The following is a 16940-nucleotide window of genomic DNA, read 5'->3' as shown; positions in this document are numbered from 1 at the left end:
TCGAAAGTAGGGGATTCGACGTGGACACGCCGTTGGTCGGCATCGTGATGGGCAGCGATTCGGACTGGCCGGTCATGCGGGCCGCCTCCGAGGCGCTCGAGGAGTTCGGCATCCCGCACGAGGTCGACGTCGTCTCGGCGCACCGCATGCCGCAAGAGATGATCGCGTACGGCGAGGAGGCCGCCCGCCGCGGGCTCCGCGTGATCATCGCGGGTGCCGGCGGGGCCGCGCACCTGCCGGGCATGCTCGCGTCCGTCACCCCGCTTCCGGTGATCGGCGTCCCGGTGCCGCTCAAGTACCTCGACGGGATGGACTCCCTCCTGTCGATCGTGCAGATGCCCGCCGGGGTCCCGGTGGCCGCCGTGGCGGTGGGCGGGGCACGGAACGCGGGCCTGCTGGCCGTACGGATCCTCGGCGCGGCCGATGAGCCGCTCCGGGACCGGATGACCGAGTTCCAGGGGGCGTTGAAAGCGCAGGCCCAGGCCAAGGGCGCCGCCCTTCGCAAATCCCTGCACAGCTCCTGACCCGGCTCTTGGACGTCTTCGGCCCCGTCGGATGGATGTCCGGGCGTCCTGCCTAATCCGGCGGGTAGGCCGCACTGGCTTTGTCGAGTCCGGCCGTGCGAGTGGATCGCTGGGGTCCGTACGGGCAGGAGATGCGTCCGGTACGGCTGCCGCGAGGCCAGGCGTGAGCCGTACCGGGGTGATCGGTCTGGCTTCCGCCCGTACCGCAGGCTTGCCCGGGATCGGTGTGGTCTGTGATGGTTTGCCGGGTAGGTGATGGTTAGTGTCCGGTACGGCTGCCGCTGGGCCGGGTGCGGGCCGTACCGGGGTGATCGGTCTGGCTTCCGCCCGTACAGAATGTTTCGCGTGCCCGGGATCGGGGTGATGGTCGGCCCCGGGCGCTTGGCGACGTTGCGGCGGGTACGGGCTACGGGCGGCCGAGGGCGCGGTACTGCCAGCCGGCGGCGCGCCAGGTTTCGGCGTCGAGGGCGTTGCGGCCGTCCACCATGTTGCGGGTGCTCACCACGGCGCCCAGCTCCTCGGGGTCGAGGTCGCAGAATTCCTGCCATTCGGTGAGCAGCAGGACGACGTGGGCGTCGCGGGCGGCGTGCAGGGCCGAGGTGCCGAAGGAGAGCTCAGGATGCGCCTTACGGGCGTTCTCCAGGGCTTTCGGGTCGTAGACGGTGACAGCTCCGCCTTGCTGGCGGATCGTCACGGCGACGTCGAGGGCCGGGGAGTCGCGGATGTCGTCGGAGAGCGGTTTGAACGCGGCCCCGAGCACGGCCACCGTGCAGCCCTCGAAGGAGCCGCCCACCATCTCCCGGGCCAGGTCCACCATCCGGGCCCGGCGCCGCATGTTGATGGCGTCGACCTCTTGCAGAAAGGAGAGGGCCTGGTCGACCCCCAGTTCGTCGGCTCTGGCCATGAACGCCCGGATGTCCTTGGGGAGGCAGCCGCCGCCGAACCCCAGGCCCGGATTGAGGAACCGGCCGCCGATCCGCTCGTCGAACGAGAGTGCGAGGGAGAGCTGTTTGACGTCGGCGTGGGAGGCCTCGCAGACCTCGGCCATCGCGTTGATGAAGGAGATCTTCGTGGCGAGGAAGGCGTTCGCGGCGCTCTTGACCAGCTCGGAGGTGGGGTAGTCGGTGACGACCACCGGGCAACCGTTGTCGATCATCACCTCGTAGACCTCGCGCATGATCTTCTCGGCGAACTCCGAGCGGACCCCGAGTACGATCCGGTCCGGTCGCATCGTGTCCTGCACCGCGAAACCCTCACGGAGAAACTCCGGATTCCAGACCAGTTCGGCGTCCTGACCCGCGGGCGCGAGCCGTACCAGCTTCTCGGAGAGCCGCTCCGCGGTGCCCACCGGAACGGTCGACTTGCCGACCACCAGGGCCCGCCGGGTCAGCAGGGGGGCGAGGGAGTCGATGCAGGCGTCCAGGTAGGAGACGTCCGCGGCGTTCTCACCGGGTTTCTGGGGGGTGCCGACACAGACGAAATGAACGTCGCCGAACTCGGCGACCTCTTCATAGGAGGTGGTGAAGCGGAGCCGGCCGGAGTGGATCCCCTCCTGGAGGAGTTCTTCCAAGCCGGGTTCGTGAAAAGGGAGCTCTCCCGCCGACAGCCGGGCGACACGTTCCTCGTCGACGTCGAGTCCGAGCACCTCAAAGCCCATATCGGCCATGCATGCGGCATGGGTGGTGCCGAGGTATCCCGTGCCCAGCACAGTCAAGCGGTATGGCACGAGATGCTCCTTTCGTAGCGACGGAGGTTGCCGACGCATGTTACAGCCCGAGACGGCCGACGCGCTTGACCGGATGTTTCTAGGACGTCCTACTATTCTGGTATGAGCTACCCTCTCTATGCCCCGACCGAGGAGCACGAGATGCTCCGCGAGACCGTACGGGCGCTTGCCGACGACAAGATCGCTCCGAGGGCCGCCGAGGTCGACGAGACCGGCGAGTTCCCATGGGACGTCTACAAAGCTCTGGTCGATGCGGATATGCACGCCGTGCACATCCCCGAGGAGTACGGCGGCGCAGGAGCCGACGCGCTCGCCACCGTGATCGTCATCGAAGAGGTGGCCAGGGCGTGCGCCTCCTCCTCACTGATCCCCGCCGTGAACAAGCTCGGCACGGTCCCGCTCCTCCTCGTCGGTTCGGAGGAGCTCAAACGGCACTACCTGGAGCCGACCGCGCGCGGGGAGGGCATGTTCTCGTACGGGCTCTCCGAGCCGGACGCCGGCTCCGACGCGGCCGCCATGCGGACCACCGCGGTCCGAGACGGGGATCACTATGTGCTGAACGGCACGAAGCGCTGGATCACCAACGCGGGGGTATCGGAGTACTACACCGTCATGGCCGTGACCGACCCCGCGGCCGGGGCGCGTGGGATCTCCGCGTTCGTCGTGGAGAAAGGAGACGAAGGCTTCTCAGTCGGGGCGAAGGAGAAGAAACTCGGCATCAAGGGATCGCCGACCCGGGAGCTCTACTTCGACAACTGCCGCATCCCCGCCTGGCGGATGATCGGCGACGAGGGGACCGGCTTCAAAACCGCGCTCGCCACCCTCGACCACACCCGGATCACCATCGCCGCCCAAGCCCTCGGCATCGCCCAAGGCGCCCTCGACTACGCGCTCGGCTACGTCAAGGAGCGCAAGCAGTTCGGCAAGCCCGTCGCCGACTTCCAAGGAGTCCAGTTCATGCTCGCCGACATGGCGATGAAACTGGAAGCCGCCCGCCAGCTCACCTACGCCGCCGCCGGAAAATCCGAACGCGCCATGCACGGTGAACGGGTCGACGACCTCACCTTCTTCTCCAGCGCCTGCAAATGCGCCGCCTCCGACGCCGCCATGGACATCACCGTGGACGCCGTCCAGCTCCTCGGCGGCTACGGCTACACCTCGGACTTCCCCGTCGAACGCATGATGCGCGACGCCAAAATCACCCAGATCTACGAAGGCACCAACCAAATCCAGCGCGTCGTGATGGCCCGGCAACTACTCAAGTAGCTCCGAACCCGGCCTCCCGCTGTTGGGAGGTCGGGCCTGTTTCTGCTGGTTGCAGCCCAAATAGTTGCTGTAGCTGCCTGCTATCGGATAAGGGGTATGTCAGTAGATATAGGACAGGGGGTCGGAAAGGGTGGCTGCGTATGGTCTTACCTGTCCCTGATGTGACCTGGGGTGAAGGGTGAACTACGAGTCCGCAGGTGAGACCCCCCAGTAGCTTCCTTGGGAGAGTCTGGGAGACACGTATGTCTCGGCAACTCTTTCGAAGTTCGAGTGCCTTACGGGCTGTCAGGTGGCTTCCGTGTCTTCTCGGCAGAGTCTGACCATGTGCGTACCACTGCGCTGCCCCCGATCCAAAGACCGGCGAAGCCTCCAGCGGCTGCCGCGCCACCCATGATGGCCTCGGTGACCGAGCTCCCGCTGCCGACGGCAAGCAAGCCGCCGATAACGCCGATCAACAGAGAGATGCTCCTAGGATGACCTGCCACATAGCGCCGTTCTACCACTACTTGGAGAGTTTGGTCCAGCCCATTGTTTTAGGGTTACCGGTAGTTTCTGTGCATATCAATAAAATAGCCCGCAGGAATCAGGGCGCCTTTAGCGGTTGGACGTTTACGCTTCAGACCGGCGCGCCTATATGAGTCCATTCAGTCCCTTGCAGTCCTGGTTAGGAATCTGGGTATGACGCTCATGGTTACCGAGATATGCGAATGGCTATGAATAAGCGATATGGCCGGGCCGAGCTTTATGCTCCCATTTCGACAAGCCGTTGCAGCACGTTCTCGGCCAGCTGTTGAAACTCGGCACGGCACTTGAGCACGTAGGTCTGAGTGCTTCCCAATGCGCCGTCAGCAGCCTTTAGGTCAAACATCGGCTTACGTGCGTCGTGTGCAAGCGGCATGAGGCTCTGATAGTTCCTCAAGGTGCCGATTTCATAGGACCGCAGGACGGAATCCTCGTTCAGCACCGACTCCGCGAAGACGTGGGGGATACGCTCCAACCACCGCAGATACGCTTTAACCGGTCGGTCCAGCCGCATGGTGGGCTGCATGATCACATAACCGAGGGGGCGCATTTCGCCGGTCGGTGCGGGGATAGCTGGGGGCACCTTGGGCAGTACAAGGCTCTGCCATGTCGTCCTCCAGTCACGGAGTGCGGGACCGAGGTTGCGCAAGCCTCGGAGTGAGAAGAGATCCGCGGCAAGAGGCATCAGAACCGTGTCGGCGGCCAGCAGGGCGGCACGGTTGATCGCCCCCAGGTTGGGCCCTACGTCTATCAAGACGATGTCGGCGTCGATCTGGCGCGCAGCGTCGTCGATGATGCGGTAGAACGCAGTGGTAGTTCGCTGCGCGTCGGGTGCGCCCACAACACAACGCGGCCAAGCTTCCGATAGTTTGTCCTCGAAGGCGCTCAGGTCCAGGTCGCCCGGTACCAGCCATAGTCCGTCCACAATTCGGGTCGGTGCGTAGAACCGGACGTCGCCCAGGCCCTCCATGATCGGCTTGACAGACGCCGCCACTGTCCCGGCTTGTCCAGTGATGCGCCGAGCGATCGGCCCGAACAGCTTGGGATTGACAGCGCCCCACGCCGGGCTCTCCGGCTCGGCCCAGAGGATGGCCAGGTCGTCTTCGTCGAGAAACGCGGAGGTGAGGTTCGCCTGCGGGTCAAGATCGACTGCAAGGACTCGGCGCCCGATCCGCTGGAACATGTGGGCCAGGTGATAGGTCAACGTCGTCTTCCCCACACCGCCCTTGTTGTTGAAGAACGCGATGGAGATCATGACGCTTGCCTCAGGGTGACCGACCATGACGAGGCATCAACATTGAACTCCGCCTGAGGGTTACCGTTCACCCCAAGCTCGGCTTGTATCCGGGAAATGCCTCGGCCGAAGCGATTAACGTATCCGAGAGACTTCATGGCAGCAGCCAAGGATGGGTTGCGATAGTCGTTAACCCGGTCGAAGTTATCTTCACGTACTTGCCCATAAGGCCCGCCGGGATTGGAAACCTCGATCCGGTCAGCGAACCATAGGATGCGGATCGGTGCGTTAGAGGTCTCATAGTTACGGTGCATCACCGCGTTCATACAGACCTCGCGCAGTGCGCTAATGGGGTAATCGGGCTGTGGGCGTTCGCGGAAACCCGACTGTTCCACCACCCGGGTATGGAGATGACCCTTCATCAGGGCTACCAATCGCTCAGTGAGGTCAACCACGTTGACCCGCAACTCTTGCTCGTCAATGATGCCGGCGGCCATATCGCCTCCGTCGAATCTGACGAACTGCAGATAAGCGCCGGGGATGAAGGCGCTCGGGTCGTAGCCAAGCACCAGCAGACCGAGCACCGTAGGTATGCCGGTCGCATCGGCCAGACGAAGGCTGTTGAGCTGGAGGAGTTCCGGACGCCCGTTCTCTTCGATCACCTCCGGGGCGACCTCAGAAGGAAGATAGGTGGACTGGAAGAGCCGTAGATCAAGATCGGCCAGTGTGCTTCCCGGAACGGGCCTTCCCTCGAAGGGGCCGTCGGCGGCCCGTCGGCGCTCGGCCAGGATCCGCTCATCCTCGGTGTGAGCCTTACGGGTTGTCGGCCCCGGCCGTACCCAAACCACACCGTCGTAACGGACCGGCGGCGTCGTTGATGCCTCGACCTGAACCCGAATGATCGTCTGCCCTTTGAACGTGGCCTTCTCCACGGTCATCGAAGGTCGGGGCAGGATCTTGCCGCTATCGCGGTGCTCGGTTACCTTGAGTAGATCGCTGTCAAAAGTCCGCACCTCGGTCAGCGGTCGCCCGTGCCTGTCCACACCGATGAGCAGGTCTCCGCCGCCTCGACCACACAAGTCGTTGGCCAGGGCGCAGATCGCCTGCCCGATCTTCTTGCCGTCGTTGGCGGACTCTTTGAACTCCACCACCATGCTTTCCTGGTCGCCGAGGACGTCCGCGAGGTCAGTCATGCCCGTCATTGTTCCACTGCTGCCTGGTCAGCCCGGGCGTGCCGTCCTCCATCTCCAGAAGAGTTTCGTCTTGTGCTGATTCCTCCACGTCTGGCGTGGCCCGTGCAACACGGTTGGTAACAATCAGCTGGAATGAGCACGTGAACCACGCCAGTTCATGGTGTGCCTTCCATCCCCGAATTTGCGGCATCTGCCGACGACTCCGATCGGCAGGTCGGGCCAGGCACCTTGGCAGTGGCAATGATCACGTCCCGCATAGGGATTCGTGATCACATGGATTCACCTCAGAAGCGTTTCCTATCTGGGAGCATGGGTCGGCATGGCTACGATCCTCGCATTTCACGCACATCCTGATGATGAAGCTCTCCTGACCGGGGGGACGCTGGCGAGGCTGGCCGCCGAGGGGCATCGGGTGATCGTCGCGGTGGCCTGCGACGGGGTTATGGGCGAGGCGACCGGTGCCGACGGGCAGGCACGGCTGGATGAACTGAGGGCCGCCGCCGCGGTGCTGGGGGTCGGCCGGGTGGTGCATCTCGGCTATGCCGACAGCGGGCACGGGCCCATACTCTTCCCCGATCCGCCCGACCGCCCGCGATTCGCCCGAGTACCCGATGACGAAGCCGCGGAACGGCTCGCCGAACTGCTCCGGGAAGAGCACGCCGATCTGTTGCTGAGCTACGACGCTCAGGGCGGGTATGGTCACCGAGACCATGTGAAGGTGCATCGCATCGGTGCGCTCGCCGCCGAGCTGACCGGCATCCGGGTTCTGGAGGCGACGCTTCCGCGAGACCCGATCGTGCGCCTGCTCACGATCATGCGCAAGCTGCGGATCCTGGTCCGCTACGACCCGCAGGTCATCCGTACGGCGTACAGCTCTCGAGCCGAGATCACGCACCGGGTCGACGTCCGCCGCTTCTCCGCCCGGAAACGCGCGGCCCTCGCCGCCCACCGATCGCAGGTGTACGGGAAAGGTCGAGCCGCGCTCGCCTTCAGACTCCTGATCCGGCTGCCTCTCCCTGTTTTCGGCCTCTTACTCGGGCGAGAATGGTTCATCGACCCCGCCGCTTCCCCGACCACCACCCTGTACGACGACGTCCTCCGCACACCCGCCACCCAAACGTAGAACCACCGGTCGGCCAGGTCAGTCTTGATCCCGGTCCGTGTCCGCAGGGAATGAAAGGAGCGTGCGACCGGCGGATCGATCGATCACAGCTGGGACAGCCAGCCGGCGATTTCGGCGAAGTCCGCACGGGCGAGGCCACGGCGAGGATCGACGCGATGGAGGAAGGACAGCCCGTTGTGATGCGCCGCCACCCAGATGCGATCGGCATCGGTGATCTCGTCGTCGACCCAGACGAATGAGCGGCCGGCCGCCCAGTCGACCAGACCACGCGTCTTCCAGTGCAGCGGGCCCTCCTCCGTCTCGTCCGGCCAGTCCACCACCGGCAACTCGGGCAAGCCGAGAATCGGTCCGATCACGTCGTTCGCGTCGGCCATCCATGTCGTCGCCCACACCAGATCGCACGGCAGTGCGGACAGCCACAATCCGTGCCGGGGATCGATCCTGGACAGGAGCGGGTTCGAACCCGCGGGAAGCGACGCTGCCTGGTCGCCTGAGTGCCCACTGCGATACGGCTGTGGGGACCCGAATGGAATGAGCGGCCCGTCGACGTCAAGGAACAGCACTGGTCGGTCCCTAGCATCCAGCATGGCCGCAGACTAGCGGTCCTAGGTTCACCCGATTACAGGCTTCCCGCCTGTGAACCTGCGCGAGACCGAATCGCCGGAGCCCATCACCAGCGATCTATCTTCCGCGCTACGGCGAACCGGGTTTCGCCACCGATGTCTGGATCACGGGTTAACCTGGGGTCATGTCTGCTGAGCCGCTTCATGAGACTGGATACGATCCAGCGGAGATTCTGCGCATCCTGCCGGAAAGATGGCATGAGCAGTTCCTCGGCGAATACCACAGTGCCTTGGACGCAGCCCATGAGGTGTGGCGCTTCAAGCAGCTCCGTGAGCTCCTGCATGTCTGGCGATTGCACGCGATTGCAGTGTCCAACCCCGATTTCGATCGGGCCGAACGAGCGGTTCGTGAAGGACGGACTGAGGAGTTCGTATCGATGGACGAGGCGTTCCCAGGATGGGCCAGGCGTCGGTGAACTACCGCGTGGAGCTTCACGTGGCGGCATTGGCGCAGATGAAAGGCTTCCCAGAGGAAGCTCTTGATGCCCTGCTCGCCTCGACTGTTGACCTGATTGAGAAGCCGTGGGACGCGCGAGTCCTCTACGCGGATGAGCCTGAGTATCGGCAGGCCATCTTTGGTGGGTCGGGCATCCTCTACTTCAAGGTTGATGAGGTCAACGAGCTGATCACGATCTTCAATGTGACCTGGATAGGCTGATCAGGCGGTAGCCGGACGTATCGTCGGCAGCCTGTCTTCGGGTCAGGGTGAGTGAGAACGCAGGACCCACGTGGGCGGGGACCCAGCCCTCGTCCAGTGCCCATCTGACGTAGGCCGCCACGAGATTCGGCCGGATTCCGACGGACGGCAGGCCAAGCCAGTTGTCCGGCCGGGCGCAGGGAAAGGTGACCATGAGTACGGCGCCCGGGGAGGTGGCGTGCTCAACGGCGAAGGTCAGCGGGACCCAGCCGTTGCCCTGGCTATAGGTGGGCTTATGGCGAACGCGCCACCGGAACACGACCTCGTCCACCATGATGAGCCGAGATCCCTTCCTGGGCATCGCCATAAGCCAATCCTTGTCGTGGTTCTTCGGTGCCGCCCGAATCAGTGGTGGGCGGCCTGACGTTCGGCCAGGCGGCGGAAGGTCAGGAGCTGCTTGCGCATCATGAGCAGGTCGCCCCAGGCCAAAGCCTTGCTGCGGGCCTGGCTCAGCGGTCCCTTGGCGTTGCCGAGCAGGAGCTTGACGACCAGCCGGGTGGTGCGGCCGTTCTCCGATCGGACGTCGTAGGTGAGGGCGAGGTCCCCGAACACCCGGTACCCCTTGCCTGGGCGTATCCGGAGGGTCAGGTCCCGTCCGGGGGTGAAGGAGACCAGGGTGAAGATGCTCATGACGGGCTGTCCGGCCGTCAGGTTCTCCGCGCCCGGGGTGAGGGTGCGCGGGCTTCTGCGGCCGAGATTGTCCAGCAGGTCGTAGCTGTAGGGGGCGACCCGCATCTGGCAGAGCCAGCGGTAGACGATCTCAGGTGGGGCGAAGACGGACACTCCGCGGAACCAGGTTGCCCCGGGGTCGGGGATGAGCTCGTCGCAGGGATAGGGGCGTACCGTCTCCGACGGGTGGACGCCCCAGTGGGTGGGTGTGCGCATCAGCCGAAGGCCCGTTTGAGGAGGGACAGGACCGTCGCCCGGTATCCGTCCGGGTCGGCCTTGAGGCCTTGGAGGTGTTGCGCGTCGGAAATCACGTGGTTCTCCGCGTGGGGTAGTGGTGGGCAAGGACGTGGATGCGCTCTGCGGGGACGATGCGGTCCGCCTCCCCGGCCGGGGAAACGGCGGGGTGCCGGCGTATCGCTCGGCGTGCGGCAGACGTGCGGAGCGCACCATGGTGGCGCCGGGACCGGCGAGAGCCGGCTCGGCGACGAATCCGGCAGGTTGGGCGGGAAACGGCGCGGGGAACGGCACCGGTGCGCCTCGTGCCAGAACTTCATATGCGGGGAGGCCGGCGGACCTGCTCTGACCGATCCCGTGGCCAGCGATCACCACCCGCTGCGGATCGCCTTCGCACACCCGGAGGTGGCGGGAGTGGAGGCGATCCGGGGACGAGCGGGTGAGTTCGACGGCAGGGAGGTCGAAGTCCGCGGGGGTGCGGTGGTGCCTGTGCCAAGGCGGACGGAAGGTCCGGTAGGCGGGGTGCGCACCGAAGAGCGGAGCGGCCGGGGTGATCGGCGCCGACACAGCAGTCATCGCCGGCCCCTGTTCCCTGGCCATCTCATCCCCCTAGTGAAAAGCCAGACTCCCGGGGGATCAGCGTACCAACTTCAAGATCCAACTACTGCACAGTAGCTCTCGGGGGTGCTTCCCGCGGATCGGGTACGGACACAGGCTGCGCCCTCTCTGGGCGACTTCACCGGCGGGTCGTGCGCCGGCGGGCAACCGGTGTCGTCGCCCGTGGCGGCGAAGCGGGGAGGTCAAGCGTCAGAGGTTGGCCAGAACGACGAGGCAGAGGCCCACGGACAGCACGGTGAAGAGAGCATGGAGCCATTTCATCACCATGAGCCGGAAAGCATGGGCACCCGCGGTGATTCCCCCGAAAACCACGAACAGCAGGAGCGCGGTGACGCTGACGTTGTTTCGATACTGGAGGAGCCGGTCCCCTTCGAGAGCATGGGTTGGCGCAAGTACGAAGATTAGCATAATTGAGACATGAAATAGGATAAATAGTGAAACTAGAGTACAGATGGTATCGATCACCACGACTCTATCGTTTCTGGGTGCCCACCTGGATGACCTGCTCACCGGACGCATGGGGTGAATCTAGCGGCTTCCCAAGGTTCTAAAAGGGCAGATTTTTCTTGATCGTTTAGATGGGTCGCCTGGGTGGCGATAAGGGCTATGACTGGCCGTGATTTTCGGTTGATCGATATTCGTCATGATCAAGATTCCGGCCAGGCGGCTCATTGATATCGGATTGATCACTATATGTAGTGAAATCAAGGATTATTGCTACTTTAGCGGCTCTTCCAATACGTGCGAAGAAGGTCGCTAGTGCGTAACATGCTCCGCTTGTCTGTGCTGTCCGCCGCCGCCACGATCACGATTCCGCTTGCCGTAGCCGCTCCCGCCACGGCCTCGGCACCGCCCGCGAACGTGCCCAAGGGTGCCGTCCAGGTGAAGGTGACGAAGATAGTCGCCGGTGACCTCGTCGAGGTCGTCCCCACCAGAGGCGCGACCTTCCGGGTCCGCCTGCTCTCGATCGCCACCCCCAAGCGGGGCCAGTGCTTCAGCAACCCCGCGTTCGCCCGTACCAAGGCGCTGCTCCCCATCGGCAAGATCGCCTACCTTCTCCGGGACAGGACTCCCAAGGACTCCGCAGGCAACCGCCTCGCCTATGTGTGGGGCGGCACCGGTGTGTTCGTCAACCAGAACCTGGTCCGGGGCGGCTGGGCCAGGGTGGTGAACCACGCGCCGAACGTCAAGTACCGTGACCTGCTCCGCTCCGAGCAGGCCAAGGCCCAGCGCGCCAAGCTCGGCGTCTGGTCGGTTCAGTGTGCGCCGAAGCCCCAGGTCGATCCGCGTTTCCGCACCTGCAAGGACGCCAACGCCAAGGGCTACGGCCCCTACCGGCGAGGCGTCGACCCCGAGTACGCCTGGTACCAGGACCGAGACGGCGACGGCATCGTCTGCGAACCGCGCTGATCACCGGCTTGGCGGACGCCGTACCGTCGGGTTGCGAGAATACAGAACTATACTTCCCGGAAGTATAGTTCTGTATTTTTCGGCTCGGCGTGGTTGGGGGAGCCAATGGTCGCTAAGCCCGATCGGATCTTCGCCAGGGAGTGGGAGTGGGAGGGGCTCACCGATTTCGCGTCAGGTGGGCGCCTGCGAGGAGCCCAGCCCGGTGCGACTCTCGGCGTGGTCAGCGGTCGGCGTCGCCAAGGCAAGAGCTTCCTGCTGCAGGCGCTCGCCGAGGCCACCGGTGGCATGTACTTCGCCGCCACCGAGGCGACGGAGGCTGAGTCGCTTCGGTTGTTCGACGAGGCTCTGACGAGGTATACGCGGGAAGTCGCGGAGTTCCCTTTCCGGGATTGGAACGACGGGATCGCCGCCATGTTCCGGCGTTTCCGGGACCGTCCCGTCCCCGTGATCATCGACGAGTTCCCCTTCCTGTCCAGGACGTCCCCGGCGTTGCCTTCGATCATTCAGCGGGAACTCGGGCCTGGGGGGAGCGGCAGGGAGAGCCAGGCGCGGCTCATACTCTGCGGGTCGGCGATGTCCGTCATGGGAGGGTTGCTGGCGGGCCAGGCGCCGCTGCGGGGCCGGGCCGGGCTGGAAATGGTGATCCACCCGTTCCGATACCGGGACGCGGCCGAGTTCTGGGGGATCGAGGATCCGCGGCTGGCGATTCTGGTGCATGCGGTCGTCGGGGGTACTCCCGCGTATCGCTACGAGTTCACCCAAGGGGACACACCGGCGGATCTCGCCGACTTCGACGCGTGGGTCGTCAGGACCATGCTCAACCCGCGGAACGCCCTCTTCCGGGAGGCGCGCTATCTGCTCGCGGAGGAGTCGGAGATCCGCGACCCAGGCCTCTACCATTCCGTGCTGGCCGCCATCGCGAGTGGGAGCACCACAAATGGAACTATCGCTCGATATGTCGGGCGCAAGTCTGATCTGATCACCCATCCACTCAACATGCTGGAGGACTGCGCCCTGATCACACGGGAGCCGGATCTGTTCCGATCGGGACGTTCTCGCTACCGGATCGTCGAGCCGTTGATCACCTTCTACGAGGCGATCATGCGGCGGCGCTGGCCCGAACTGGAGATCCGCCGCGCGGCGAGTGTGTGGGAATCGACTCGGGCGACATTTCTGGCCCAGGTGGTGGGACCGCATTTCGAGGCCCTGTGCCGGGATTTCGCGCTGGATGCCGGGGAAGCCCGGTTCAGGGGTTTCCCGGCTGAGGTGGGCTCCGGGGTGGTGGCAGATCCGGCGAACCGCACGCAGATCGAGATCGATGTAGCGGTTCTGGCGGCTCAGGACTCCGGACAACCCCGCCGAATTCTCTCCCTCGGCGAGGCCAAATGGGGTGAGACGATGGGCGTCCACCATCTGCGGCGACTGGCGCGGGCACGCGATCTGCTCGCCGGCAAGGGCTATGACACCCGGGAGACCGTCCTGGCCTGCTACGGCGGATCGGGTTTTACGGAAGAGCTGCGAACGGTCGGTGATGAGGACACGAACGTTCTCCTGGTCGGCCTCCACGACCTCTACCGGCCGACGGATTCACCCTGACCACGTGCTGGGGTACGGCCGATGGCGGCACAGGTCATCGACGGCTTCGGCATCGTGACGGCTACACGGTGAACGGTGTCGTACGGCCTTGGGCCGGGTCGCCGGGCGGTGCCGCGAGCGGAATCTCAGTAACCGGGTAGGCGCGGACGGCGTTACTCTGCTCGCTTATGACCGAGCCTGATGATGTTCGCACCACCCGGAAGGCGTACGACCTCATCGCCGCCGAGTACGCCGAGATGGTTCGTGATGAGATACGGGACAATCCGTTTGAGCGCGCCATGCTGGGGACGTTTGCGGAATTGATCCAGGCCGCCGGTGGTGGTCCGGTCGCCGAGGTCGGGTGTGGTCCCGGCCGGGTCACGGACCACCTGAACTCCCTGGGGCTGGACGTCTTCGGCGTCGATCTGTCGCCGGCCATGGTCGACCTGGCCCGCAAGCTGTACCCGGACCTGCGGTTCGACGTGGGTTCGATGACCGATCTGGATGTTTCCGACGGCACTCTGACCGGCCTCGTCGCCTGGTACTCGATCATTCATCCGCTCCCCCAGCGGCTCCCCGCGGTCTTCGCGGAGTTCCACCGGGTGCTGGCTCCGGGAGGCCATCTCCTCGTCGCCTTCCAGGTGGGCGACGAGCCACTCCACATCGCCGAAGCCTTCGGCCACAAGATCTCGCTCGACTTCCATCGGCTCAACCCGGACCGGATCGCCGAACAGCTGACCCGGACCGGCTTCACGATCCAAGCCCGCCTCGTCCGAGAACCCCGGCGAACCGAAAAGGTCCCCCAGGCCTACCTGCTGGCCCAGAAACCTTGAAAATGCGTGCTAGCGGCAGATGTTCTGGGTGGCGGTTTTGGGGGTGACGGCCGCGGTGGGTGTCGGGGTGGGGGTGGGTGCGGCGGCAGGCGCGGTGATTTTGACGGGTTTGGCGACGGGGTGGTTTCTGCCGACGACGACGTCGATACGGTCGGAGCGCTCCTCGGTGAGCCGGAGCTTGGCGCCGGGGAGGGCCGCGGCGACGGTCTTGGCGGCCTCCGCCTGATTCCGGCCGTACCGGATGACCGTGTCGACGTAGTCGGTCCTGGTGGTGTTGCCCGGCGCACTGGGGATCTTGAAGCCGAGGCGGACCAGTTCGGCCTTGGATCTGGCGCCTTTGCCGTCGACGCCGGTGCCGTTGAGCACGTGCAGGGTGATCCGCTCCGGCGGCACCCGGAGCGCGCCCGCGGCGGGGGTCGGGCTGGGCTTGGGGGAGGGGGCGGCCGACGCCGAGGGGGAGGCGGTGGGGCCGACCAGCGGCTGGTCCTTGGCGATCCGGGCGAACAGGTCCTTGGCCTCCTTCTCCTTCCACAGGACGGCGGATTCGCGGGTGGGCGTGGTGAAGTTCGCGTCGGCGATCGGCACGGTGGCGAAGACGACGTTGTCGGTGGAGACCGATTTGAGCTGGTCGACCAGGCCGAGCATGTCGCCGGCGAGTTGCTTGTTCACGGTGAGGGTCTTGAGGGTGGTGTTGATGAAGCCGGTGAGTTTGACCGGGTTCGTCAGGGTGCCACCGCTGAGTGCCTGGTGGAGCAGGGCCGACATGACCTGCTGCTGGCGGTCGATCCGGTCGAAGTCGGAGCGCGCGGTGGCCCGGGTGCGGGCGAAGGAGAGGGCCTTGACCCCGTCGAGGCGGTGGGTTCCGGGGGCCAGCACGATGCCGTGCTTCGCGTCGTCGATCGGAACGTTGGTGCAGACGTCGATGCCGCCCAGCGAGTCGACGACGTCGATGAACCCCAGGACGTTGACCTCGATGTAGTGGTTGATCTTGAGTCCGGTGACCTGCTGCACGGTCTTCACGGCGAGCGCGGCCCCACCCCGCTGGTAGGCGCCGTTGATCTTGCCGTTGCCGTGGCCCGGAATCGACACCCAGGAGTCGCGGGGGATGCTGACCACGGTCGCCTTGGTACGGTCCTCCGACAGGTGGATCACCATCATCGTGTCGGATCTCTGTCCGAGCTCCCGGCCGAGTCTGAGGCGCTGCTGAACCCTGCGGGAGAGGTTGTCCCGCCGGTCGACGCCCATCAGCAGGATGTTCAGCGCGCCCTTGGGCGCCTCCGGCTCGGTGATCCCCGCATCCACCTGGGTGACCGTGCTCGCCGCGTAGTTGGGGAGCGCCCACAGCCCGCCGGAGACCAGCAGCACCCCGCTGGAGAGCACACCGGAGGCGACGACCATGCGCCGCTTGGAGCGGGCGCGCTGCAGGGAGAGACGACCGCGGCGGCCCCGCCGACCTGCCGGCGTGAGGGTCACCTCGCCGTATGCGTCGCCCCCGATGCGGACCCCTGAAACGTCATCGGAGTCCTCTTTGTCGTGCATGGCGTCTCCCCTCGCCGCACTGTCCCGAAGTCGTATGCGACGTCCAAAGCAGCCTTTCGGTTGCCGTCCACACCCGCTCGTACAGTAGCGTGTGCGCGACTATGAAGCAGTTTCCCGACGCCCCCGCGCGCCTTTCCGGAGATGGCTCGATGAGCTGGCCCCCGATCTCTGTGATCATGCCCGTGCTCAATGAGGAGAAGTACCTCCGCGACGCCGTACGGCAGATCCTCGAACAGGACTATCCCGGAGAGATCGAGGTAGTCCTGGCGATCGGGCCGTCCCAGGACCGTACCGACGAAGTCGCCAAGGCGATCGCGGCGGAGGATCCGCGGGTCAAGGTGGTCCCCAACCCCACCGGCCGCACGCCGAACGCGCTGAACGCCGCGATCGGCGCGTCCGTCAACGAGATCGTCGCCCGGGTGGACGGCCACGCCATGTTGCCCTCGGACTACCTCAAGATCGCGGTGGCGACGCTGCGGGAGACCGGGGCGGACAACGTCGGCGGCATCATGGCCGCCGAAGGGCACACGCCCTTCGAGCAGGCGGTGGCCCGCGCCATGACCTCCAAGATCGGAGTGGGCAACGCCCGGTTCCACACCGGGGGTACGGCGGGGCCCGCCGACACGGTCTATCTGGGGGTCTTCCGCCGCTCGGCGCTGGAGCGGGTCGGCGGGTACGACGAGGCGTTCCTCCGCGCCCAGGACTGGGAGATGAACCACCGCATCCGGTCCACGGGCGGGCAGGTCTGGTTCCAGCCGCGGATGCGGGTCTCCTACCGCCCTCGCCCGAGCCTGAAGGCGTTGGCCCGGCAGTACTACCACTACGGCCGCTGGCGGCACGTCGTCGCCCGCACCCACCGCGGCACGATCAACCTCCGCTACCTGGCGCCGCCCGTCGCCGTGGTGGCCATGGCCCTCGGCCTGGTCGTCTCCCCGTTCTTCTGGCCGGCGATCCTGATCCCGGGCGCCTACCTCGCCGCCATCCTGGCCGGCTCGGTGCTGACCGGCCGGGGCCTGCCCGCCGGAGCCCTGGTACGGCTGCCGCTGGTCTACGCGACGATGCACGTCAGCTGGGGCTACGGCTACCTCACCAGCCCCAAGGACCTGGGCCGCGGCGGCGCGACCCGCCTTTAGCCGACCTGGTACGGCCTCAGG

17 protein-coding genes are annotated in these 16940 nt (G+C 65.5%); 9 read left to right on the top strand and 8 right to left on the bottom strand.

The features are described 5' to 3' along the window. Positions 1–47 precede the first annotated feature (47 nt). On the top strand, positions 48–524 hold the full coding sequence (gene purE, locus RUR_RS29715) for a 5-(carboxyamino)imidazole ribonucleotide mutase (RefSeq protein WP_283139843.1): 477 nt from the start codon (positions 48–50) through the stop codon (positions 522–524). A 406-nt stretch (positions 525–930) separates the two neighbouring features. Here the strand turns inward: purE and RUR_RS29710 are convergent, their stop codons facing one another. Beyond that, on the bottom strand, positions 931–2289 hold the full coding sequence (locus tag RUR_RS29710; RefSeq protein ID WP_283138526.1) for a UDP-glucose dehydrogenase family protein: 1359 nt from the start codon (positions 2287–2289) through the stop codon (positions 931–933). 63 nt (positions 2290–2352) lie between these two features. Between RUR_RS29710 and RUR_RS29705 the strand changes: the two genes are divergently transcribed. Beyond that, the gene (locus tag RUR_RS29705; RefSeq protein ID WP_283138525.1) at positions 2353–3516 is read left to right on the top strand and encodes an acyl-CoA dehydrogenase; all 1164 of its coding nucleotides are present in this window, start codon (positions 2353–2355) and stop codon (positions 3514–3516) included. Positions 3517–4258: 742 nt separating this feature from the next. On the opposite strand, the gene RUR_RS29700 is transcribed toward RUR_RS29705, so the two are convergent. Together RUR_RS29700 and RUR_RS29695 are read right to left on the bottom strand one after the other, a co-directional pair. Next, a complete protein-coding gene (locus RUR_RS29700; protein WP_283138524.1) occupies positions 4259–5293 on the bottom strand; it encodes a ParA family protein in 1035 nt (344 codons plus the stop codon). Further along, positions 5290–6465 carry an ATP-binding protein gene (locus tag RUR_RS29695; RefSeq protein WP_283138523.1) on the bottom strand — a complete coding sequence of 392 codons (1176 nt, stop codon included), beginning with the start codon at positions 6463–6465 and terminating at the stop codon, positions 5290–5292. The genes RUR_RS29700 and RUR_RS29695 overlap by 4 nt, the downstream gene beginning before the upstream one ends. Positions 6466–6784: 319 nt before the next feature. Here RUR_RS29695 and RUR_RS29690 point away from each other — a divergent pair, with 319 nt between their 5' ends. Then, on the top strand, positions 6785–7588 hold the full coding sequence (locus tag RUR_RS29690; protein WP_283138522.1) for a PIG-L deacetylase family protein: 804 nt from the start codon (positions 6785–6787) through the stop codon (positions 7586–7588). A gap of 83 nt (positions 7589–7671) precedes the next feature. Here the strand turns inward: RUR_RS29690 and RUR_RS29685 are convergent, their stop codons facing one another. Beyond that, positions 7672–8151 carry an HAD domain-containing protein gene (locus tag RUR_RS29685; RefSeq protein ID WP_283138521.1) on the bottom strand — a complete coding sequence of 160 codons (480 nt, stop codon included), beginning with the start codon at positions 8149–8151 and terminating at the stop codon, positions 7672–7674. Between the two features lie 185 nt (positions 8152–8336). Between RUR_RS29685 and RUR_RS29680 the strand changes: the two genes are divergently transcribed. Continuing rightward, entirely contained in the window at positions 8337–8627 is a 291-nt protein-coding gene (locus RUR_RS29680) for a DUF6247 family protein (protein WP_283138520.1), read from the top strand. Continuing rightward, entirely contained in the window at positions 8609–8869 is a 261-nt protein-coding gene (locus tag RUR_RS29675; protein ID WP_283138519.1) for a hypothetical protein, read from the top strand. The genes RUR_RS29680 and RUR_RS29675 overlap by 19 nt, the downstream gene beginning before the upstream one ends. Here the strand turns inward: RUR_RS29675 and RUR_RS29670 are convergent. The 3 genes from RUR_RS29670 to RUR_RS29660 all read right to left on the bottom strand — a co-directional run bounded on the left by RUR_RS29670 (position 8847) and on the right by RUR_RS29660 (position 10837). Then, positions 8847–9215, bottom strand: a complete 369-nt coding sequence (locus RUR_RS29670; protein WP_283138518.1) for a hypothetical protein — start codon at positions 9213–9215, stop codon at positions 8847–8849. The genes RUR_RS29675 and RUR_RS29670 overlap by 23 nt on opposite strands. 38 nt (positions 9216–9253) lie before the next feature. After that, positions 9254–9793, bottom strand: coding sequence for a hypothetical protein (locus tag RUR_RS29665; RefSeq protein ID WP_283138517.1), 540 nt, complete (start codon positions 9791–9793; stop codon positions 9254–9256). 825 nt (positions 9794–10618) lie between these two features. Next, the gene (locus RUR_RS29660; RefSeq protein WP_283138516.1) at positions 10619–10837 is read right to left on the bottom strand and encodes a hypothetical protein; all 219 of its coding nucleotides are present in this window, start codon (positions 10835–10837) and stop codon (positions 10619–10621) included. 375 nt (positions 10838–11212) lie between these two features. On the opposite strand from RUR_RS29660, the gene RUR_RS29655 reads away from it, so the two are divergent. The 3 genes from RUR_RS29655 to RUR_RS29645 all read left to right on the top strand — a co-directional run bounded on the left by RUR_RS29655 (position 11213) and on the right by RUR_RS29645 (position 14247). Further along, on the top strand, positions 11213–11839 hold the full coding sequence (locus RUR_RS29655) for a thermonuclease family protein (protein ID WP_283139842.1): 627 nt from the start codon (positions 11213–11215) through the stop codon (positions 11837–11839). Between the two features lie 105 nt (positions 11840–11944). Next, the gene (locus tag RUR_RS29650) at positions 11945–13435 is read left to right on the top strand and encodes an AAA family ATPase (protein WP_283138515.1); all 1491 of its coding nucleotides are present in this window, start codon (positions 11945–11947) and stop codon (positions 13433–13435) included. A gap of 167 nt (positions 13436–13602) precedes the next feature. Next, positions 13603–14247 (top strand): class I SAM-dependent DNA methyltransferase, encoded by a 645-nt coding sequence (locus RUR_RS29645; protein WP_283138514.1) that lies wholly within the window; start codon positions 13603–13605, stop codon positions 14245–14247. 9 nt (positions 14248–14256) lie between these two features. On the opposite strand, the gene RUR_RS29640 is transcribed toward RUR_RS29645, so the two are convergent. Continuing rightward, positions 14257–15786: an LCP family protein gene (locus RUR_RS29640; RefSeq protein ID WP_283138513.1), complete on the bottom strand. Its 1530-nt coding sequence runs from the start codon at positions 15784–15786 to the stop codon at positions 14257–14259. 101 nt (positions 15787–15887) lie between these two features. On the opposite strand from RUR_RS29640, the gene RUR_RS29635 reads away from it, so the two are divergent. Then, positions 15888–16919: a glycosyltransferase family 2 protein gene (locus tag RUR_RS29635; protein ID WP_428847033.1), complete on the top strand. Its 1032-nt coding sequence runs from the start codon at positions 15888–15890 to the stop codon at positions 16917–16919. Positions 16920–16940 lie beyond the last annotated feature (21 nt).

Source organism: Rhizohabitans arisaemae (genome assembly GCF_025996515.1).
GTDB lineage: Bacteria > Actinomycetota > Actinomycetes > Streptosporangiales > Streptosporangiaceae > Rhizohabitans > Rhizohabitans arisaemae.
Note: the sequence above shows the minus strand (reverse complement) of the source record. Positions and strands in the feature narration are given on the sequence as shown.